This is a genomic window from Caballeronia sp. KNU42 (assembly GCF_053760385.1).
In genome coordinates this window covers 1,051,681-1,070,744 of the sequence record NZ_CM132389.1, presented here as the reverse complement: position 1 = coordinate 1,070,744, position 19,064 = coordinate 1,051,681, and the positions used below count along the sequence as shown (strand labels likewise).

Sequence of the window (19,064 nt, the reverse complement as noted above, 5' to 3'; positions counted from 1 at the left end):
GCTTCGGGGCCGGTAGGCATTTTTCCGCCGGCTCTTCTTGTTTGAGCATCCCGGGCATATTGCTGCCTGCAAGAACACAAGAATATGGGATGCATCAGCGAGTCACCGTGTTGCACGCGTTCCCCGTTTCGTCATCACATTTCGTCGCGTCATCGTCCAGCGATCCGCACGGACGTTGAGACGCGTGCACGTCGCCACGTGGGCCAGCCCTTCGTTTCAGCGGAGGCCGCATGAGCACGCGCGACGTTGCGCTCCAGGTGGCCCAGGTGATCACCGTCATAGCGGTGTCGCCGCTGCTGCAGGGCGTCATCCTGCAATGGGAAGAGCGTGTGCAACGCGCACGCGGCCCCGGCATCTTCCAACCGTATCGCGATCTGTGGAAGCTCTTCCATAAGCAACTCGTGGTGCCGGACACCGCCTCGTGGATCTACTGGGCTGCGCCCGTCGTGGCGTTCACCTGCATGCTGACGGTGCCCATCCTGATTCCGGTGCTCACTGACTTTCCGCTGCCTCTATCCGACATGGGCGACATCCTGGGCGGCGGCCTCATCCTGACGCTCGGGTCGTTTGCTGTCGTGCTCGCGGGGCTGGATTCGGGTAGCGCTTATGGCGGCATTGGCTCTAGCCGCTCGGTCATGCTCGGCATCCTCGCGGAGCCGACACTGATCCTCGTGCTGGTCGGCATTACGCTTCTGGCCAAAGCCATGCTGCCGTTCGTGGTGAACCATCTGCTGGTCGCACAACCTTCCGTGTACTGGAGTCCGGCGCACCTTTTTCTCGTGTTCGCCTTCTTTGTTCTGCTGCTCGTGGAGACGGACCGTCTGCCGATCCATTCAAGCACGCACATCGAGGTGTACATGATCGAAGAGGCGCGCATCCTCGAGTATTCGGGGCCGCTTCTCGCACTGCTCAAATGGGCATCGATGATGAAGCAGTTCATTCTCTACACCATCTTTTGCAATGTGCTGACGTTGCCGTGGGGACTCTCGCAACGGGGTACGGCCTTGGGTGTACTGGGTGCTGCGATCGGACTTTTCCTGCGCATGCTGCTGGTCGCACTCGTCGTTGTGCTGGTCGAGACGGCGCAATCCCGTCTGCGCTTTTTCCGTTATCAGGAGCCGCTTGCTGCATCGTTCATGCTGGCGGTGCTTGCGATCGCCGCCAACCAGCTTAGGTGATGCATCATGCTGCTCGCCCATCTGAGTCCGCTTGCCGCATCCCTCTTCAGCCTGCTGGCGATCGGCAGCCTCCTGCTTGCGTTCGTGATGCTGGGTTCGCGCTGGTTGAAAGACTACCTGCTCGCGTTCATGGCCGAGTCGTGGCTGATCGCAGCGCTTTCAGGCGCCGTGGGTTACTACGGCAACTATCACGAGCTGTACCTGATCGCGATCCTGACTGCGCTCTTTCGGGGACTTGTGTTGCCCTATCTGATCTGGCGAATCATCGTCCGGCTGAAAGTCGAGCGTGAATTGCACGTCATCTTGCAGCCGAGTTCAAGCATCGTGCTCGGTGCGCTGCTGGTGCTGTTTGCGTTTGTGGTGTCGAACCATCTGGGTAACGCGCTGGGTTTCGGCGGAACGGTTGTAGTGCTCGCGCTCACGGTGATGTTATCGATGAAGCTCATTGGCTTCCTGATGCTCGCGGTGCGCCATGAGGCGATCAGCCAGGTGCTCGGCCTGCTGATCCTGGAGAACGGCATTTTCCTGGGCTCACAAATCCTCGTTCCGGGCATGCCGATGTTGATCGAACTGGTGTTGCTCTTCGATCTGCTCGTCATCGTCGTGAGCTTCGGCGTGCTGGTCCGTTACCTGGTCGAGCATGTAGGCAGCACGAGCAGCCGTGAACTCATACGGCTGGTGGGGTGACCATGATCGAGACGTGGAGCATCGCGATCGTTGTTTCACCCCTCGTTGCTGCAGCGATTTGCGCGGCGTGCCGGCATGCGCGCGTCGCTGAGTTTGCGAACCTGATCGCGTCGTTCATTTGCGTGGTCGCGGCGCTTTCACTCGCGTGCAATGTCAGGGACGGGTATCGGTTCCTGCACGATTATGTGGTGGTCGATGCGCTGGCCGCGTGGACGCTGGTTTGCACTGCGCTCGTGTATTGCCTCGCTTCCATCTATGCCGTCGGCTACATGCGCTTGCTCGCCGAAGAACGCGAACGGCTGCCGAACTTCTACGCGCTCTTCGCCCTGTTCGCGGCAACGATGATCTGCGGACCGGTCATGAACAATATCGGCGTCTACTGGATTGCGATCGAGCTGACCACGCTCGTCAGCACGTTCCTCGTCGGCTTCGAGCGTGGCCGTGAAGCGATCGAGGCGGCGTGGAAATACATCATCGTGGTGTCGGCTGGCATCAGCCTTGCGCTGCTCGGGACCGTGCTTTTCTATTGGGCGGGAAGCCTCGTCATTGGCCCGACCTACGACATGACCTGGGATGCGCTTCGCCATGCGGCCCCGCAGATGAGTCCTGCGCTCACCCAGATGGCGTTCCTGCTCGTGCTGGTGGGCTACGGCACGAAAGCGGGCCTCGCGCCAATGCATACGTGGCTGCCCGACGCACACAGCGAGGGTCCGGCGCCGGTGTCCGCCATGCTCTCCGGCGCGCTTTTGAACACGGCGATGCTTGGCATCGCGCGGTTCCTCACGATCACCGATGCCGCGAGTTCCTCGCTGCTGCCGCGCACGGTGCTCGTCGCGTTCGGCGCGTTTTCGCTGTTTGTCGCCGCGCTCTTCATCGTGAAGCAGCAGGGCATCAAGCGGTTGATGGCCTATTCCAGCGTCGAGCACATGGGCGTGCTGGCGCTCGGATTCGGATTCGGCGGTCCGCTTGCGATCGCCGCCGTGCTGTATCACATGCTCAACCATTCGCTGAACAAGTCGCTCATGTTCTTTGGCGCGGGCAACGTCATGCGCGTATTCGGCACCAAGGACATGGGCGAAATACGCAACGTGTGGACGCGTTTTCCGGTCACGGGGGCGCTGTGGCTGGCTGGTGCCGTAGCGATCACGGGGGCGCCTCCGTTCGGCCTGTTTCTGAGCGAACTGACCTTGATGCGCGCTGGCATCGCGAGCTCGAACGCCTGGGCCGTGATCGTGATGTTGCTGCTGCTGATTGTCATCTTCATCGGCTTTCTCAACCATTTCAGGGCCATGTACTTTGATGCCAAGCCAGCGGGCGAGGCACACGAGATCGTTCGTAAGGCGAGCGTGAGCGCCTGGATGACCGTCCCAATGTGGCTCGCCCTGGTTCCGGTGTTGATCCTCGGCGTATGGTGGCCGCAAGACCTGTGGCGCTTCTTTGAAATGGTTGCCGCCGATCTGGGAGGAGTGGCGCGATGAACAACTGCACGCTCAAGACCGTAACGCCTGCCGGACTCAACGCGGCCGCTGCCGATCTTCTTGATCGTGGAGGTCGCATGCAGGTGGCCTATGCGTGGTTTCCGAGACCGGACGCACCTGAATTGCGGTACATCTCGACCTCGCCCGGCCAGCGGGAGTTTATGGGCTGGCGTGTCGATGCATGCAAGGAACCAGTCGCGAGTCTTGCGGCGAAGTCTCCACTGCTTGGCTGGCACGAGCGCGAGATCATGGAGATGAGCGGCATCGCGTTCGCCGGCCATCCTGAGCCGGAGCGTCTGGTGAGTGCATTTCTGCCTCAGACGGCGCGTGGCCCGCTCGAGCCTGGCGGGGCAGTGCATGCGAGCGCCGCGGCCTCACTTGCGGCGCCAACGCTGCCGCAAGTCTCCGGTAAGCACGTTCAGTTATTGCCCTTTGGCCCGGTGCGAGCTGATGTGGTCGAGTCGGCCCAGTTCATCTTCTACTACGTCGGTGAAGGCATTCTTCACTATCACCCGAACTTGTTCCTCAAGCATCGCGGGATGGAGAAACAGTTCGAGGGGATCGACATCGAACGAGGCGTTCTGCTGGCCGAGCGTGTATCGGGCGTGGACACCGTCGCGCACGCGCTTGCGTATGCGCAGGCCGTCGAGGACGCCTCGGGATGTATCGTTCCGCCGCGCGCGCAGTGGCTTCGTGTCATCGCGGCGGAACTCGAACGCACCTACAACCACTTGCATTACCTCGGCCACTTGTGCCACACGACTACGCTGAAGGTGGGCGAGGCGCAGGGCAAGCTGCTGGAGGAGCGCGCAAAACAAATGAATGCGCTTGCGTCGGGTAGCCGGTTGTTGCGCAGCATTGTCTGGCCGGGTGGTGTACGCCGTGATCTTGACGTGGTTGCGATTTCCCAGGGCGTTGCGACGCTCCGACGCGAACTGGAACGGTATGTTGACCTCATCGAACGAACCACCAGCCATCTGGATCGGCTCATTTCCACAGCACCGTTGAGTCAGCAGCTCGCCTTTGATCAGGGCGCTACGGGGCCTATCGAACGGGCCTCAGGAATCGATCGTGATCTCAGGCGGGATCATCCGTATGCTGCGTACGGTGAACTGCAGCCCGCCGTCGCGGTCCGCAGCGAAGGGGATGCGTATGCCCGGATGAAGGTCCGTATCGCGGAACTTCAGGCGAGCCTGGGGCTGCTCGACGACGCCATCACACGCGGCGTTCCGACAGGGCCGCTGCTTGAGCCTTGTCGTCGGGCGCCGAACGCCGAGGGGCTCGGGTGGGCGGAATCGTCGCGTGGCAGCGTGCTCTACGCGGTGCACTTCGACAACCAGTCACGCATTGCGCGCGCGAAGATCAAGTCGCCCTCGTTTTCGAACTGGCGGGTTTTTCCCTTCACCGTGCACGACAGCAACATGATGGACTATGCGATCAACGAGGCGAGTTTTGGTTTGACCATTTCGGGTTGTGCACGATAGGACGGAGCGATCATGTCTCTATGGACGTGGTTCGGCTTGACGAGTGGCAGCGCCAGTACCGGCTGGCCGCTCAAGGGCGATGCGCATGGTCAGCAAGGCGTGTTCGGCATGCCGCGATATGACCCGGCCAAATGCCAGGACGGCTGCGACGCGTGCGCACAGTCTTGCGTGACGCATGCCATCACGTTTTCGCCGACGCCTGGTGAGAATGCGCGTCCCGAGGTGGACTGGTGCCGCTGCATCGTCTGCCAGCTTTGTACCGAAGCGTGTCCGACGGGCGCTTTTTCACCGTCCGAAGATTGGGCGCTAGGTGTGAAGCAACGCGACGATCTGGTTTGGGCCGAGGCGCTCGCGTCCGATACAACCAGTGACCTCAAGGACCGTACGCGACGACCGTTTCGGCGCAGTCTCCATATCCGCCACGTCGATGCAGGCTCGTGCAATGGCTGCGAATCGGAGTTGCAGGCGTTGAACAATCCGTTCTACAACCTGCATCGGCTTGGCATTTTCTTCACGGCGTCTCCGCGTTCAGCCGATGTCCTGCTCGTCACCGGTCCGGTGACGCACGCGATGCGCGCGCCGCTGCTGAAGACCTATGAAGCGATGCCGGATCCGAAGTGGGTCATTGCAACAGGTACATGCGCGGTGTCCGGCGGCGTTACAGGTGGCAACTACGCGTGCGGCAACGGGCTTGATGGCGTGCTGCCCGTTGACATCTATCTGCCAGGTTGTCCACCGAACCCGGCCGCGATCATTCACGCGCTGCTGTTGCTCCTCGGTCGCGCAGAGCAACGGATGCGAGGAGGGCAGATTGAGCGCTGATCTGATTCTGGCCGCGAGCGCGCTGTGGCTCGCCGCCGCCATCCTTTCGCCGCTGCGTCCGCTGCGCGTGATGGTCAGATATTCGCTGACCACCGGTTGCGTACTGGGCGTTGCTGCGTGTCTGTTCGCTTTGCCCACTGCGACGCCGCGCGTCGAATTTCCGTTTGCGCTGGCATCGCAGCGAATCGCGTTCAAGCTTGAACCGTCGGCGCTATGGTTATTGGGCTTTGGCCTGGTACCGGCCACCTTCGCCTGCTGGCTGGGTTCACCGCTCTCGGGTCGCTCAGGGACCTGGTGGATGGGTGCATCGCTGAGCTTGTTGGGCGCGTTGGGCGTGTTCGGCCTGCAAGACGGCATGTCGATGCTCGTCGCCTGGGAGGTGATGAGCCTCGGCGGAGCAGTGATGCTTGCAGGCGAGCGCGCATGCGTTAGCAATGGCAACTCCGTGCTGCTCATGCTTGCGCTGCTCGAGGTCGGGGCCATAGCGCTCGTCCTCGCGATCCTGCTGCTCGACCACGCGTCGGGCGGCATCGGCTTCGATGCGTTCAGTGCTCACGCGCCGCATGCGTCAGCGCTTCTGTCGTGGGTGGCCGGTGTCGCGCTGCTCGTCGGCTTCGGCGCGAAGCTGGGTCTCATCCCCTTCTATGAGTGGTTTCCTCGGGCGTACTCGAGCGGCAGCGGCGCGACCGGCGCGCTGTTTTCCGGTGTCGTATTGAACGCTGCCTATTTCGCGTTGAGCCGTGGCTGGAATAGCTGGCTGGGCGTGGCGAGCGATAGCGGAACCGCATTCGGCCTCGGCGTTGTCGCGATTGCGATCGGCGTGCTCAGCGCGGTGCTGGCGATTTTGTTCGCGTTCCAGCAGGACGACTGGAGAGCGTTGCTCAGCTATTCGTCCGCGGAGAACGCGTCGGTCGCGGTGGCGATGCTCGGCGTGACGCAACTCTTTCGAAGTGATCATCTGGGCGACCTCGCCGGACTCGCGTGGACCGTCGCGCTCCTTCACCTCGCCGGCCACTCGCTTGCCAAAGGTGCGCTCTTTCTGGTCGCTGACGGCATCCAGGCGTCGACCGGCAATTACGACATCGTGCCGCGCGCATGGCTCAAGAATAGCGGTTTCATGCTGGGGCTCGGCGCGGCCTTTGCGGTGATGAGCCTTGCCTCCGTTTCACCGCAAGCGGGGTTCGTCAGTGAATGGTATGTCTTCCAAACGGTCTTTCAAGGCTTTCATCTCTCGGCCTTCACAGGACGCCTCGTGCTCGTACTGGCCGGAGCGGGCCTCGCGCTTGCGGCAGCGGTGGCACTTGCTACGTTCGTGAAACTGTTCGGGTTGGGGCTTCTGGGCATGCCGGATATCGACTATGCGCGACCGGTGCCGCGACGCAATGCGGCAGTGGTCGGGGTGCTGGGACTATGCGTGCTCGCAGTGGCCGTTGGTGCACCGCTCTGGCTCAACGCACTGGCGAGCGGCGCCCAGACGCTGTTCCAGGCCAACAGTCCCCACGCAATGGTCGCCGGTTGGCTGCTGGTGCCGTTGACCGACAAGTTTGCTTTTATCTCGCCGTCGAAGCTCATCATCGTGATGCCGTTGCTGGCGCTTTTGCCGCTCGCACTCCTGAGGCTCACGAAAACGCGTCCGGTGCGGCGCACGGCGGTCTGGTTCGGCGGCATGACGACCGATGGCCGCGAGGCGATGACCACGCCGCTGACGTTCTCGAACGCCATGCGCACGTTCTACAGCTTCGTGTACCAACCTACGATGAGCACCGAGCGCGAACACGAACAGCGCGAGTACTTCATCAAGCGGCTGGTTTTTTCCGAGGGCGTGACCGATCTGTTCGAGCGGCATCTGTTCGCGCCTGCCACGCGGATCGTGACGTGGTCGGCCGAGAGGTTGCGCGCATTGCAGTCCGGTAACCTGAATTTCTATCTCGCGCTGATCGGCGGATTGCTTGTCGCGATACTGGCCTTGACGCTGGTATAGAAAACGCCGTTGTTGCGTCGCGCAAATTTAATCCGTAGAATCCGCGGTTCTGGAGATGGCATTCCTCCAAACAACCGCCGATCCTTCGGCTGATGATGCCTACGAGTTCCTGGGTGCAGGATGTCGTAGGTCGTCCGTGCGACGCCCTGTCGCCCAGGTTTGATGTTCTGTCGAACCTTGAAATTATGAAACGTCTGAAGTCTGTCGAACAGATAGCCATGGTGCCGTATCTCGTGCGCTGGCTGCTGCTTTCCTCCGTGCTCGGCGCGCTGGCCGGTTCCGCCTCCGCGCTTTTTCTCTTTGCATTGGACCGCGCCACCGATACGCGGCTGGATCATCCCTGGCTCATCTGGTTGCTGCCGTTCGCAGGGTTCCTGACCGGCTGGATCTATCACCGCATCGGCAAGAGTGTCGAGGGCGGCAACAACCTGCTGATCGACGAGATTCACGATCCGCAGAAGATCGTGCCGAAGCGCATGGCGCCGCTCGTGTTGGTGGCCACGGTAATCACTCACTTGTTCGGTGGCTCCGCGGGCCGCGAGGGCACGGCCGTCCAGATGGGCGGGGCACTGGCTGACCGGGTCACGCAGCTCTTTGACCTGGGTCGCGAGGACCGCCGCATTCTGCTGATGGCCGGCATCGCGGCGGGCTTCTCGTCGGTCTTCGGCACGCCTCTCGCCGGCGCGATCTTCGGCCTTGAGGTGCTGGCGATCGGCCGCCTGCGCTATGACGCGTTGCTCGCGTGTCTCGCTGCGTCAGTCGTCGCCGACGCGGTATGCCGTCTCTGGGGCATTCACCACACCGTATATGCGATCCCGTTCGTGCCACCCGTCACGGCCCTCGGGTTTGGATCCGCGATCGTCGCCGGTATTGCATTCGGTGTCGTGGGGATGCTCTTTGCCGACTCGACGCATGCGTTGTCCGCCTTCATCAAACGCAAGATCGCCTATGCGCCTTTCCGGCCAGTGGTTGGCGGTGCCTTGGTGGCAATTCTCGCCACCGTTCTGAACGTTCCTCAGTATTTGGGTCTTGGGATACCGACCATCGTGCAGGCCTTCAACGGCCCGTTGCCGATCTATGACTTTGCCGGCAAATTCGGCTTCACCGTGGTCACGCTTGCGTCAGGATTCAAGGGTGGCGAGGTGACTCCGCTCTTTTATATCGGCGCCACGCTTGGCAACGCGCTGGGTCACATCCTGGCGTTGCCGATACCGGTGCTTGCGGGCCTTGGCTTTGTCGCCGTGTTCGCTGGCGCGGCGAACACCCCGATCGCGTCGACGGTAATGGCTATCGAACTCTTTGGTCCCCAGATCGGCGTGTATGCCGCGTTGGCTTGCGTGGTCAGTTATCTCTTCTCCGGCCACACGGGCATTTATCGCGCGCAACGGGTCGGCCACGCAAAACATCCGCTCATTCCAGCCGGCATGCGCTCGGCCGACATCCCCGCCTGGCGCCGCGCGCGCCGCAAGGCCGCGACCGTCTCCGCGCAATCCTGAACGCTTCAAACACTTCCCTGCTTATCGCCATGACTCAGCTGATATCGCTTCGCTTGTATTTCCACCACTCCGAAAGGGCTCGTCCGACACGCTTCTGGCATCGGGTATCGCGACCGAGCCTTGCCTCGCAGTTACTTCGCCATGCGAAGGAAGCGGGTATCGAGCAGGCACTCTTGCATCGCGTCCATGCGGGTTACCTGAAAGGTGACCGGCTGCATCACGAACACATCGAGATTGCGCATCACCGGTTCCCTCACTGCATCGAACTCATTGACCTGGATGCCAAAGTGCGCGACTTCTGGCGTACGCATGGCAAGGGGCTCGACAGCGTGAGGGCGATTTTCCTGCCGTGCGAACTACCGATGCAGGCGACGTGACGAACAGCCACGCAGGCGGAGTCGGCCATGAAACCGCAAACCAGGATACGGCTGCGTCCGGAGTTGATTGCAGCGGACGATCGCCACGCGCAACCGGCCAAGCGTTATACGGCGTCAGGAATTCGCCGGGGTGCCGTCAAAGGACGCGGGCTATTTTTGCTTCTGCGCCGCGCATTCAAGCATCGCATCGCCAATCCGATTGTCGCGTGCCTTGACTGCCTCTCCGGCGCCTTGAATATCACGGACTTCCTTGTTCTGGCTGAGCTTGCTCTTGCCAATAAGCCGGGTGATATCGATTTGCAAACCGACAATCGCTTTAACCATGGTGTCGATGAATTCCCTCGGCGCGTCTCCCATTTTCCAGGGTTCGGGCTGCGTTGCCTCGTGCGTGCGCGTTAGACGCGCGATCACGCCGCGCACATATTTTTCATCGTCGCGAATGGTGATGCGTCCACGGGCGTGAACGACGATGTAATTCCAGGTTGGCACCTGCTTGTGCGTTTCATGCTTGCTCGGATACCACGTGGGCGAGATGTACGCATCGCCAGCACGGAAGACGACCAGGACTTCGTCGCCATTCACGACGTCCTGCCACAAGGGATTGCTCCGCGCGACATGCGCATGCAGCACACCTAGTTCGCCTTCGTTCGCGGCGAGATCAAGCGGAATGTGATTGGCGTCCAGACCGCTCTTGCCATTGGTAATCAGGCTGCCAAAGGGATTTTGCGCGATGAGTGCGTGCAGCACGTCTTTGCGAGGCTCGTTGAAATGGGCGGGTATATACATGCGTGCTCCAATAAATTCCTGTCCTTCGCCGGTGCGAAGGGTGTTCGTCTGGTATGCAAGTGTGTGCCGAAACTGGTTTATCCTGTAGAGCCAATTTAAATCATTTTCATTGAACCAGAATCATGGCGCGTACTCCCCTTGTACTCGACGTTCCCGCGCTCGGTGCACTTGAACGCGGTGCGGGAAACCTGTCGGGCCAGTTGGCGCAGCTGTTGCGAGAGGCGATACACAGGGGAGAAATCAGTCCCGGCGACGCTTTGCCGTCCACGCGGCTGCTCGCCGCTTCCTTGCAGGTCGCGCGTGGAACGGTGGTGGAAGCCTACGAGCAACTGATCGCCGAGGGCTTCCTCGAATCGCAACGAGGGGCGGCCACGCGCGTTGCCGAAGCATTGTCGGGAGCGGGAACGGAGGCAGGAGCAGGGACGCGGGTTCGCAAAGCGCACGCTGCCCACGGGCGAGCATCGCGGACCAGCTTGCCCGAGCCGGCGGCGCGCTTCGCCCAGGTGGCGCGCGAATTCAGTCCATTACCGCCGATGCCATTTGCTGTATCGGTCCCCGTTGGCCTGACGGCGCCCGCCGACATCTGGCGCCGGCTTGGCAACCGTGTGCGCGCCAAAGGGCCGGGCGCGCCGGCCGGTTATGACGATCCGAAAGGCGCGCTGCCGCTGCGTGAAGCGATTGCTGCCTACGCGCGCAAGTCTCGGTCGGTGCACTGCGAAGCCGGCCAGGTGATCGTCACTAGCGGAACGCAGCAGGGTTTGTATCTCGCGTGTCAGGTATTGCTGGGATCGAAGGATCAGGCGTGGGTGGAAGATCCCGCGTATCGTGGGATCACGGCCACGCTCGAGAATAACGGACGGGGCAGTGCAATGATCCGGGTGCCGGTGGATGATGAGGGCATCGATGTTGAAGCAGGCATCAGGCTGGCGCCGCACGCGAAAGTGGCGTTCGTGACGCCGTCGCATCAATATCCGCTCGGCATGCCGCTGAGCATGGCGAGACGCAGCGCGATACTGGCGTGGGCAGGCACCAACGACGCATGGGTGGTCGAGGACGACTACGACAGTGAATTCCGGTACGACGGTTATCCATTCCCGTCGCTGCATAGCTCGGAGCCTGACCGGGTGGTCTATCTCGGTACGTTCAGCAAGATCCTGTTTCCTTCACTGCGACTGGGCTATGTCATCGTGCCGCACGATCTGGCCGATGCGTTTTGCGGCGCGCGTGTCCTGATGGACCGGCACCCGCCGAATGCGGATCAGCACGTTCTCGCGGCGTTCATGGCGGATGGACATCTTGAGCGGCACATCAGGCGGGTTCGCAATGTGTATGCGAACCATCGGGCACAGCTTATCGCCGCGATCGACGCTCTGCTGCCTCCGGAGGTGGCATGGGTTCAACCCGGCGACCAGGGCATGCACCTTGTTCTCTGGCTCGTGGAAAGCCTGGACGACCGCGAGGTGGTCGCGATGGCCGCGCGGGCCGGAGTAGCGGTACGAGCGGTATCGCCCATGTTCTCGCCAGGGAACGGTCGGCCCGGGCTGGTCCTTGGGTTCGGCGGATTCAGCGATGCACAAATGCAGGAGGCCGCGCAGCGGCTTGCGGCAGTCATCACTGACGCCGTGAGAGCCGGTGTGGGACGAGACGCGAGGAAGCCGGTGTTCACGCCGAAAGGCCGGACCAGGTCGCAAAACGACCGTTGACATACAGCTGCTGATAGACAGAGGGGGCCTGAAGGAAAGGTTCTGAGATTCATCGGTACCACTACGGCTATCGACGAGCAGAAGCGCGCTAGGTCAAGCGCAAGCCGATCTCGCACGTATCAACCGGGCGACCACGATGGGAGAGTTGGCCGCTTCCCTGGCTCATGAAATCAATCAACCGATTACTGCTGCTATCGCCTACGCAAATGCCTGCCTGCGATGGCTTGATCGCGAGGAGCCGGATCTCGGCGAGGTACGCTCGCTAGCCGTTAATATTGTGGGAGACGGACAACGCGCTGCCCGGATCATCGCCGGGGCCCGGATGTCCGGCGGCGGCGACCTGACATGGGATCAACATGTGAAGAAGACCCATCATGAAACGTTACGAGGCTCTCGCCAACTCGCTCGCTGATGGCATCCGGTCGGGGCAGATTCCGATCGGCTCCCGGCTGCCGTCGCTCCGGCAGATCATCGCGCAGCGCGGTGTCAGTCAGTCGACGGTTTTCCGCGCGTACTATCTGCTCGAAGAGTGGGGGCTGATCCGTGCCGAAGAGCGCGCGGGCTACTTCGTGACGCCCGGTGCGGCGCTCAAACAGGTGCCGTCGCATCAGGACGTGCCGCTTGCCGATTCAACGAAGGTCGACATCAGCGACCTGGTGTTTTCCGTGCTCGATGCCGCGAAGCATCCAGACATCGTGCCGCTCGGCTCGGCGTTCCCGTCACCCCTGTTGTTCCCTACAGCGCGCCTGCTCAAATCGCTGACCCAAGGCACGCGCGCGCTCAGCCCATGGAGCACGGTCGTGGATCTGCCGCCCGGCAACGACCATCTTCGCCGCCAGATCGCGCGGCGCTATGTGGCCACCGGCGTGTCGATCCCTCCCGAGGAGATCGTCGTCACCAACGGCGCGCTGGAGGCGCTGAATCTGTGCCTGATGGCCGTCACGCGTCCGGGCGACGTCGTCGCGGTCGAGTCGCCGGGCTTCTACGCGGCCCTGCAGGCCATTGAGCGGCTCGATCTGCGCGCGGTCGAGATTCCGGTCCATCCGGTCACAGGCCTCGACCTCGACGCGCTCGCCGCTGCGCTCGACAAGCATTCGATTCGCGCATGCTGGTTCATGACCAATTTCCAGAATCCGACCGGTGTCACCCTTTCCGACGAAAAGAAGAAGTTGCTCGTTGACATGCTCGCAGCGCGCGACGTGCCGCTGATCGAGGACGACGTTTATTCGGAACTGCACTTCAGCCGTGACCGGCCACTACCTGCGAAAGCCTTCGATAGCAACGGGCTGGTAATGCACTGCAGTTCGTTTTCGAAGACGCTTGCACCGGGTTATCGTATCGGATGGGTGTCCGCTGGACGCTTCGCGGATCGCGTGCAGCGGCTCAAACTGATGACGACGCTCTCGGCCAGCATCCCTGCGCAGGCGGGCATTGCGGACTATCTGGAGCACGGCGGCTTCGACCGGCATCTGCGCAAGCTGCACGCTGCGATGCAGACGCAACGTGCAGCCATGGAGGCGGCTTTGCGGCGTTACCTTCCGCGTGAGGTCCGATGGGTGACGCCCTCGGGCGGTTACTTCCTGTGGCTGCAATTGCCGGACGCGGTCGATGCAATGGCGCTGCACCGGCTCGCGATCGGCCGTGGTATCAGCATCGCGCCTGGTCCGATCTTTTCCGCCAGGCATGCATTTCAGAATTGCGTCCGGATCAACTTTGGGCATCCCTGGAGCGTCAAGATTGATGCAGCCATATGTGCCCTTGCCGAGATTCTCGATGACCCGGCGGTGCACGCATCAATCTGATCTATGTTCAGTGCGACCGTGATGAGCCCGTTGCTGTTAAACCGTACACGCCAATAGCGGCCGGGTTGTCCCGCCAATGCAGCGAACCGCGAATCAGAAGCCTTGCATTGCGCTTGTCGCATCCGTCACCAGGTGCACGAAGCCGAATATGATCGCGCCGATGACCACTGCCATGAACACGGCCACGAACGGCAGCAGGACGAAGTTCACGTTGGCGAAGTCCGCCTCATGCGACGCACGCTTGCGCACGCCGAAGAAGCTGGAAAGAACGATGCGGACGACTCGGAGGAATTCCATGGCGCTGCTCCTGTTGGTTTGGAATGCATCCATGATCCATCCACCCGGGAATCGGAAACAGCAGCAGATTCGTGCAATGCGTAGTAAGCACGGGCCGAAATTCGTCGCGGTCCGCTATGTAAGCAGCCGATGCTCTGGCGTGGTTTCCGGTTTCCGGTAGCCGCTTGACGTCGCCCGTAGCACCCGCCGAGCGCACCTTGGGCAACCGCATCCGCCGGCGCCTCGACATGCCCATATGATGAGTAATACAGAATCCGAACTCTATGACGGCACGGAATCCAGAAAGACATAGAGTGCTTCAATCCTCCCGTCGCGAACGATGATGACATCCACGCCCGTATAGTCGGGTACCTCACCACGCGGACCGCAACCCCATGCGAGGCGACCAGCATTGTGGAGGGCTTGCGCTTCACCGTGCGGCGCATAAACAAAATGCGGGTGCGACGCTCGAAGATTTCCCGCGAATTTGTCGAGAGCGTCGTGCCCGACGAACGTACCTGGAGGTACGTAGAGCACACAATCTTCGGTATAAAGCTCCTCGATCGCTGCGCGGCGACGCTCTGCGTCACCTTCGCCGAAGACCTCCTGAAGGTTACGATAAAGCAGTTCATGGATACGGTCGTTCATTGCGGTTCTCCTTGGTGATTGACTATGGACTGAGCCACGTCACGATGTATGGATGTCTGAGGAATTGGAGGTTGCATCGCATTACTGAGCGAGCGCCACGGTCTTTGCGATGGCCGCGACGACAGCCGGTCGCGTCAAAATCGCTTCATACCAGCGAGCGACGAACGGAAATTTGTCGAGGGCCGCTCCAATCGCCTGATGGCGCCACACCCACCCGAAATGGGCAATGTCTGCAATGCTGTACTCGACGCCGGCAGCGTACGGATGACGCTCGAGAATCTGGTTGAGCACGCCCAGCGTCCGATCGACCTCCGCCAGCGCCCGCGCTTTTGCCTCGGGTTGCGGCGCTGACTGGATCGCGGCCTGGAATAACTGCAGGAACGCCGGGCTCAGGCCGGATGCGTGGAAGAAAAGTTGCTCGAAGACCTTGCCGCGTTGGGGGCCGTCTTTTGGAAGAAATTGCCCGGTCTTCTCTGCAAGGCATACGAGGATCGCGGCAGACTCGCTGAGTATCACCTCGCCGTCCCGAGGAACGGATCGGTCGATGAGAACCGGGACTTTCCCGTTGGGATTCATTGCCTTGAAGGCGTCAGTCTTCTGTTCGCCCTGGCGCAGATTGACGGGAACCAGCCGATAGTCGAGCCCCATCTCTTCCAGTGCGATGGGAACCTTGATGCTGTTGGGCGTGGCGAATGCATGAACTTCGAGCATGCTCTGCTGTTGCGCGGCATTGGGGCCGGCGAGATCGGCGAGCCCCGGTGTCCTCTTTCGTTCCATGATCTATCTCCTGTGCGAGGAGACAAATCTAAGGCGGCGTGCTAATTTTCGAAATAGAAATGATTGAAAACCATCGTTGCAGAATTGCCGATGTCAAAATTACCGGACTTTGAAGGATTCGCGATGTTTGCGAAGGTCGCTGAAGAAGGTTCGTTCGCAGCCGCGGCGGCGACAATGGGCGTCTCTGTCGCCACGGTTTCCCGGGCGGTCACCCGCCTCGAAGAGCGGCTGGGTGGGAGGCTTTTTAACCGTACCTCCCGACGACTTGCACTCACGGACTACGGCCATACGCTTGCCGAGCGAGCAGCGAAAATCTACGCCGACGCCGAGGAGGCCGAGGATTTCGCACGTGAGACCTCGAGCCGGCCGCGTGGCCTGGTAAAGCTCGCCGCACCACTGTCCTTCGGTGCTCGCTGGGTCGCTCCGCTGCTGCCTGAGTTCTTCCGGATCTATCCGGATATCGCCGTGGATCTTCATCTCACGGATGCCCATGCCGATCTGATCGGAGACGGCTTCGACGCTGCACTCCGTATCGCGATCATGGAAGACTCGTCACTCGCTGCACGTCTCATTGCACCCGTGCGCCGGTTCGTCGTGGCATCTCCAGCCTATCTGTTGCGCTGTGGTCGACCGCAGCACCCACACGACCTTAGCGCCCACCAGTGCCTGACCTACACCAACAGGAGCAAGCGCGACGTCTGGCGCTTTACCCACCAAGGTGGCGAGGAATGCACGATCACACCAACCGGGGCATTGCGAGTAACAAGCGTAGAAGCGTTACTGCCCATGCTCATCGCAGGACTTGCCATCTCGGAGCTTCCCGAGTTTGTCGCGACACAGTATTTCGCGGACAAACGGCTTGAACCGATTCTGACTGATTGGCGACTGCCCGAAGGTGGTCTGTATTTTGTTACCCCCACTGCTCGCGCACGGCCGGCGAAGGTTAGCGCGTTGGCTGATTTCTTCATCTCCAGACTTGCTGCAGCAGAATGGAGCGCAGAGACACTAATGGGTTGGAAACCACCTCGCCATCGCATCAAATGATTGTGACGTCTGCAACATCCGTGATGCGGCAGCATTTCATGACGTCTGTTTCGATTTGCCAGTCAAGACCACAACGGGTATTGGAGTAAATTGGACAGCGTGGAATGCGACGAGCGCTGCAACATTCGCATTACGCGCACTGGTGAACTCTCAAGGACGATGTCGGATGGAGGCGAGAATGCAGGCCAAACGCACTGCCACGGTGCTGCTGTTCGTTCTCGCATGGATAAGTCACGCGTATGGGCAGGGGGAGCGTCTGACCGATGCACAAATTGCCGGCGTCGTTTTCGTGGCGAATCAGGCGGAAATTGCAGCAGGAGAGGCAGCGTTGCGCAGAACCCAGTCCAGGAGCGTGCAGGCCTTGGCAAGGCGGATCGTGGCGGAGCATGGGCAGGTCAATCAGGAGATCATCGCACTGACGCAGAGACTGGCAGCAACCCTGCAACGAAGTGCGACGAGCGACGCACTAACGAATCAGAGCGTTGACGATCTTGCGAGACTCAACGAAGTCGAAACGCGCGGATTCGACGAAGCGTACCTCGATCGCGAGGTCGCCTACCTTCAGCAGTTGGTCACAACTGTGGATACCTTCATTCGGTCCGCGACGAGTGCGGAACTGAAGATGCTCCTGGTCCGATTTCGTCCGTTCTTCATTCTTCATCTCGACCAGGCTCAACGATTGAAGTTGGCGATAGGGTCCAATCTCCACTAGCTCGTCGGTCAGTGTTCGTCAGAGTGTTTCTTTACCCAACCGGCAAATGTTAGTAGCTGCGGATATTCTTGCCGCACCTGGGCAATGTTCGCTTTGAAGCCCTTTTCGCGAATCCAGGTGAACATGTCCAGGAACTCTTTCGGCATCATCTTCTTGGCCAGAAAGGTGGGAATCGGCGCCACCCAAGCCTTGCGCCCGGTGACGGTCTTGACAGCGGTAAGCCGATCGTCGAGCCGATCACGTCGCGTCGGATGAATTCCTGGCCGCATGCGAAAGCGCCCGCGCAAACAGTCCCGTCGCGTCCACAAAGTGCTCTCCAGCGAGCAAACGCGATTCCCTCGCGTGTCCGGAAACCTTGCGCATCTGACATTGGGGAGGTTCTACGTTCAGTGAAAAAATGGGGTTTCAAGGAGTGCGACGACCATGCCCTATTTGCAACTCGACGTAAACGACCACTATTCGGTGGATGACAAGCAGCGCCTGGCGCTGAAGATGAGCGAGACCTACGCGCGGATGATGTCGGTCGACATCAGGCGTATCAGCGTCGCGATTCGAGAGCTGGGAGATGGCGGTGTCTGGCGGATTCCCGAAGCCGGTGAAGAGCCCACCCCGGTCGCGGTCATGATGCTGGACGTCAGAAAGGGCAGGACGCCCGAACTGCGTATGGACGTGGCCAAAGCGCTGTGCGCGCACTGCATCGACATTCTCGGCCTGCGTGAAGACCGGCTCAACGTCGAATTCACCCAGCATTCCGGGGATGAGATGTATCACCCGGCGCTGGGCGGCTATAGCCCGGAGTGGACGCCGGGCGAGCAGTAAGGCGAACTACGCTTAGAGCGCAAGGGGCGTGACACCCGACGCCCGCTGTATGGTTTGCGGTGGCTGACCGAATGCACGCAGGAACGCTTGACGCATTCGCTCCCGGTCACCAAAGCCTGTCTCTCTCGCGACGATCTCGATCGGGTGACGAGTCGTCTCCATCATCAGGCGAGCGGCTTCAACGCGAAGCCGCTCGACTGCCTTGGCAGGCGATTGACCCGTTTCCTCACGAAACACACGGCTGAACTGACGCGGACTGAGCCGTGCCGCTTCGGCCAGCCGCTCGACCGACAAATCGCTCGCCAGGTTTTCGCTCGCGTAGGTGAGCGCCATCTGAACGCGGTCTGAGCGCGCGCCCATCTCCAGCAGCGCCGAAAACTGCGACTGACCGCCGCCGCGACGCTGATAAAGCACCAGCTTGCGCGCAACCATGCGCGAGGTGTCCAGTCCGAAGTCGTTTTCGACGATCGCAAGCGCGAGATCTACGCCGGCGCTCATGCCGGCCGACGTCCAGAGCTGTCCATCCACAACGAAGATGCGGTCTTCTTCGAGCTGTACGTTCGGATACTGCTTCTGGAAGTCACGCGCGTGGAACCAGTGTGTCGTTGCGCGCTTTCCCTCCAGCAGACCTGCAGCAGCCAGGACAAATGCACCCGTACAGATCGACGCAATTCGCCGTGAATGGTGCGGCGCTTCCCGAAGGTAATCCACCAGCGCAGCCGAAGGAAGGCGGCATTCGTTGTCGCCCGCCACGATGAGGGTGTCGTAGCCCTCTATGGCAAGTGGTTCGCTATGAACCGAAAACCCCTGGGACGAAGCGATAGGTCCACCGTGCTCGGACACGATGCTGAATTCGTAAGCTGCTTCGCCGCGCAGCAGATTGGCGTACTCGAAGACGCTCGCCACTGCGAGCGCGAGCGACTGGAAGTTGGGATAAACGACGAGTCCGACGGTATGCACTGATGCCTCGCGAGTCATGGCTTGATTCGTTGAA

General features: G+C 61.0%; 20 protein-coding genes and 1 riboswitch. Of the genes, 14 read left to right on the top strand and 6 right to left on the bottom strand.

Features of this window, described 5'->3' with window-relative positions; all coding sequences use genetic code 11:
* Nucleotides 1-230: 230 nt before the first annotated feature.
* From ACSOSP_RS23920 to ACSOSP_RS23885, 8 genes are all read left to right on the top strand, one after another.
* Entirely contained in the window at nt 231-1,178 is a 948-nt protein-coding gene (locus ACSOSP_RS23920) for a respiratory chain complex I subunit 1 family protein (RefSeq protein WP_455313384.1), read from the top strand.
* Nucleotides 1,179-1,184: 6 nt separating this feature from the next.
* On the top strand, nt 1,185-1,865 hold the full coding sequence (locus tag ACSOSP_RS23915; protein ID WP_455313383.1) for a hydrogenase: 681 nt from the start codon (nt 1,185-1,187) through the stop codon (nt 1,863-1,865).
* 2 nt (nt 1,866-1,867) lie between these two features.
* On the top strand, nt 1,868-3,343 hold the full coding sequence (locus ACSOSP_RS23910; protein WP_455313382.1) for a hydrogenase 4 subunit F: 1,476 nt from the start codon (nt 1,868-1,870) through the stop codon (nt 3,341-3,343).
* Complete coding sequence (locus ACSOSP_RS23905) at nt 3,340-4,827, top strand: hydrogenase large subunit (RefSeq protein ID WP_455313381.1); 1,488 nt, start codon at nt 3,340-3,342, stop codon at nt 4,825-4,827. The genes ACSOSP_RS23910 and ACSOSP_RS23905 overlap by 4 nt, the downstream gene beginning before the upstream one ends.
* 12 nt (nt 4,828-4,839) lie before the next feature.
* Nucleotides 4,840-5,649, top strand: a complete 810-nt coding sequence (gene nuoB / locus ACSOSP_RS23900) for an NADH-quinone oxidoreductase subunit NuoB (protein ID WP_455313380.1) — start codon at nt 4,840-4,842, stop codon at nt 5,647-5,649.
* Nucleotides 5,639-7,630 carry a proton-conducting transporter transmembrane domain-containing protein gene (locus tag ACSOSP_RS23895; RefSeq protein WP_455313379.1) on the top strand — a complete coding sequence of 664 codons (1,992 nt, stop codon included), beginning with the start codon at nt 5,639-5,641 and terminating at the stop codon, nt 7,628-7,630. Before nuoB ends, ACSOSP_RS23895 begins: the two co-directional genes overlap by 11 nt.
* A 42-nt stretch (nt 7,631-7,672) precedes the next feature.
* Nucleotides 7,673-7,739, top strand: a riboswitch (Fluoride riboswitch).
* Between the two features lie 76 nt (nt 7,740-7,815).
* The gene (locus tag ACSOSP_RS23890) at nt 7,816-9,126 is read left to right on the top strand and encodes a voltage-gated chloride channel family protein (protein ID WP_455313378.1); all 1,311 of its coding nucleotides are present in this window, start codon (nt 7,816-7,818) and stop codon (nt 9,124-9,126) included.
* 29 nt (nt 9,127-9,155) lie between these two features.
* Nucleotides 9,156-9,503: a DUF190 domain-containing protein gene (locus tag ACSOSP_RS23885; RefSeq protein ID WP_455313377.1), complete on the top strand. Its 348-nt coding sequence runs from the start codon at nt 9,156-9,158 to the stop codon at nt 9,501-9,503.
* 150 nt (nt 9,504-9,653) lie between these two features.
* Here ACSOSP_RS23885 and ACSOSP_RS23880 read toward each other — a convergent pair whose 3' ends face one another.
* Nucleotides 9,654-10,289, bottom strand: a complete 636-nt coding sequence (locus ACSOSP_RS23880; RefSeq protein ID WP_455313376.1) for an FMN-binding negative transcriptional regulator — start codon at nt 10,287-10,289, stop codon at nt 9,654-9,656.
* 122 nt (nt 10,290-10,411) lie between these two features.
* On the opposite strand from ACSOSP_RS23880, the gene pdxR reads away from it, so the two are divergent.
* From pdxR to ACSOSP_RS23865, 3 genes are all read left to right on the top strand, one after another.
* The gene (pdxR, locus tag ACSOSP_RS23875; RefSeq protein WP_455313375.1) at nt 10,412-11,992 is read left to right on the top strand and encodes a MocR-like pyridoxine biosynthesis transcription factor PdxR; all 1,581 of its coding nucleotides are present in this window, start codon (nt 10,412-10,414) and stop codon (nt 11,990-11,992) included.
* 136 nt (nt 11,993-12,128) lie between these two features.
* A complete protein-coding gene (locus tag ACSOSP_RS23870) occupies nt 12,129-12,404 on the top strand; it encodes a histidine kinase dimerization/phospho-acceptor domain-containing protein (RefSeq protein ID WP_455313374.1) in 276 nt (91 codons plus the stop codon).
* On the top strand, nt 12,367-13,794 hold the full coding sequence (locus ACSOSP_RS23865) for an aminotransferase-like domain-containing protein (protein ID WP_455313373.1): 1,428 nt from the start codon (nt 12,367-12,369) through the stop codon (nt 13,792-13,794). The genes ACSOSP_RS23870 and ACSOSP_RS23865 overlap by 38 nt, the downstream gene beginning before the upstream one ends.
* Nucleotides 13,795-13,887: 93 nt before the next feature.
* Here ACSOSP_RS23865 and ACSOSP_RS23860 read toward each other — a convergent pair whose 3' ends face one another.
* The 3 genes from ACSOSP_RS23860 to ACSOSP_RS23850 all read right to left on the bottom strand — a co-directional run bounded on the left by ACSOSP_RS23860 (nt 13,888) and on the right by ACSOSP_RS23850 (nt 15,495).
* A complete protein-coding gene (locus ACSOSP_RS23860; protein ID WP_455313372.1) occupies nt 13,888-14,091 on the bottom strand; it encodes a DUF2970 domain-containing protein in 204 nt (67 codons plus the stop codon).
* Nucleotides 14,092-14,352: 261 nt separating this feature from the next.
* Nucleotides 14,353-14,718, bottom strand: coding sequence for a nuclear transport factor 2 family protein (locus ACSOSP_RS23855; RefSeq protein ID WP_455313371.1), 366 nt, complete (start codon nt 14,716-14,718; stop codon nt 14,353-14,355).
* Between the two features lie 81 nt (nt 14,719-14,799).
* Nucleotides 14,800-15,495, bottom strand: a complete 696-nt coding sequence (locus ACSOSP_RS23850; protein WP_455313370.1) for a glutathione S-transferase family protein — start codon at nt 15,493-15,495, stop codon at nt 14,800-14,802.
* A gap of 90 nt (nt 15,496-15,585) precedes the next feature.
* Here ACSOSP_RS23850 and ACSOSP_RS23845 point away from each other — a divergent pair, with 90 nt between their 5' ends.
* Together ACSOSP_RS23845 and ACSOSP_RS23840 are read left to right on the top strand one after the other, a co-directional pair.
* Nucleotides 15,586-16,539 (top strand): LysR family transcriptional regulator, encoded by a 954-nt coding sequence (locus ACSOSP_RS23845; protein ID WP_455313654.1) that lies wholly within the window; start codon nt 15,586-15,588, stop codon nt 16,537-16,539.
* Nucleotides 16,540-16,717: 178 nt separating this feature from the next.
* The gene (locus ACSOSP_RS23840; protein ID WP_455313369.1) at nt 16,718-17,251 is read left to right on the top strand and encodes a DUF4142 domain-containing protein; all 534 of its coding nucleotides are present in this window, start codon (nt 16,718-16,720) and stop codon (nt 17,249-17,251) included.
* 8 nt (nt 17,252-17,259) lie between these two features.
* Here ACSOSP_RS23840 and ACSOSP_RS23835 read toward each other — a convergent pair whose 3' ends face one another.
* The gene (locus ACSOSP_RS23835; protein ID WP_455313368.1) at nt 17,260-17,520 is read right to left on the bottom strand and encodes a hypothetical protein; all 261 of its coding nucleotides are present in this window, start codon (nt 17,518-17,520) and stop codon (nt 17,260-17,262) included.
* 154 nt (nt 17,521-17,674) lie between these two features.
* Between ACSOSP_RS23835 and ACSOSP_RS23830 the strand changes: the two genes are divergently transcribed.
* Nucleotides 17,675-18,070: a tautomerase family protein gene (locus ACSOSP_RS23830; RefSeq protein ID WP_455313367.1), complete on the top strand. Its 396-nt coding sequence runs from the start codon at nt 17,675-17,677 to the stop codon at nt 18,068-18,070.
* A gap of 12 nt (nt 18,071-18,082) precedes the next feature.
* Here ACSOSP_RS23830 and ACSOSP_RS23825 read toward each other — a convergent pair whose 3' ends face one another.
* Nucleotides 18,083-19,030 (bottom strand): GlxA family transcriptional regulator, encoded by a 948-nt coding sequence (locus ACSOSP_RS23825; RefSeq protein WP_455313653.1) that lies wholly within the window; start codon nt 19,028-19,030, stop codon nt 18,083-18,085.
* Between the last annotated feature and the right edge of the window lie 34 nt (nt 19,031-19,064).

Coding starts and splice junctions, on each gene's coding strand:
- ACSOSP_RS23835 (WP_455313368.1), bottom strand. CDS start 17,520: ATGCGGCCAGGAATTCATCCGACGCGACGTGATCGGCTCGACGATCGG.
- ACSOSP_RS23890 (WP_455313378.1), top strand. CDS start 7,816: ATGAAACGTCTGAAGTCTGTCGAACAGATAGCCATGGTGCCGTATCTC.
- ACSOSP_RS23830 (WP_455313367.1), top strand. CDS start 17,675: ATGCCCTATTTGCAACTCGACGTAAACGACCACTATTCGGTGGATGAC.
- ACSOSP_RS23885 (WP_455313377.1), top strand. CDS start 9,156: ATGACTCAGCTGATATCGCTTCGCTTGTATTTCCACCACTCCGAAAGG.
- ACSOSP_RS23880 (WP_455313376.1), bottom strand. CDS start 10,289: ATGTATATACCCGCCCATTTCAACGAGCCTCGCAAAGACGTGCTGCAC.
- nuoB (WP_455313380.1), top strand. CDS start 4,840: ATGTCTCTATGGACGTGGTTCGGCTTGACGAGTGGCAGCGCCAGTACC.
- ACSOSP_RS23850 (WP_455313370.1), bottom strand. CDS start 15,495: ATGGAACGAAAGAGGACACCGGGGCTCGCCGATCTCGCCGGCCCCAAT.
- ACSOSP_RS23915 (WP_455313383.1), top strand. CDS start 1,185: ATGCTGCTCGCCCATCTGAGTCCGCTTGCCGCATCCCTCTTCAGCCTG.
- ACSOSP_RS23870 (WP_455313374.1), top strand. CDS start 12,129: ATGGGAGAGTTGGCCGCTTCCCTGGCTCATGAAATCAATCAACCGATT.
- ACSOSP_RS23855 (WP_455313371.1), bottom strand. CDS start 14,718: ATGAACGACCGTATCCATGAACTGCTTTATCGTAACCTTCAGGAGGTC.
- ACSOSP_RS23865 (WP_455313373.1), top strand. CDS start 12,367: ATGAAACGTTACGAGGCTCTCGCCAACTCGCTCGCTGATGGCATCCGG.
- ACSOSP_RS23910 (WP_455313382.1), top strand. CDS start 1,868: ATGATCGAGACGTGGAGCATCGCGATCGTTGTTTCACCCCTCGTTGCT.
- ACSOSP_RS23845 (WP_455313654.1), top strand. CDS start 15,586: ATGTCAAAATTACCGGACTTTGAAGGATTCGCGATGTTTGCGAAGGTC.
- pdxR (WP_455313375.1), top strand. CDS start 10,412: ATGGCGCGTACTCCCCTTGTACTCGACGTTCCCGCGCTCGGTGCACTT.
- ACSOSP_RS23840 (WP_455313369.1), top strand. CDS start 16,718: ATGCAGGCCAAACGCACTGCCACGGTGCTGCTGTTCGTTCTCGCATGG.
- ACSOSP_RS23860 (WP_455313372.1), bottom strand. CDS start 14,091: ATGGAATTCCTCCGAGTCGTCCGCATCGTTCTTTCCAGCTTCTTCGGC.
- ACSOSP_RS23905 (WP_455313381.1), top strand. CDS start 3,340: ATGAACAACTGCACGCTCAAGACCGTAACGCCTGCCGGACTCAACGCG.
- ACSOSP_RS23920 (WP_455313384.1), top strand. CDS start 231: ATGAGCACGCGCGACGTTGCGCTCCAGGTGGCCCAGGTGATCACCGTC.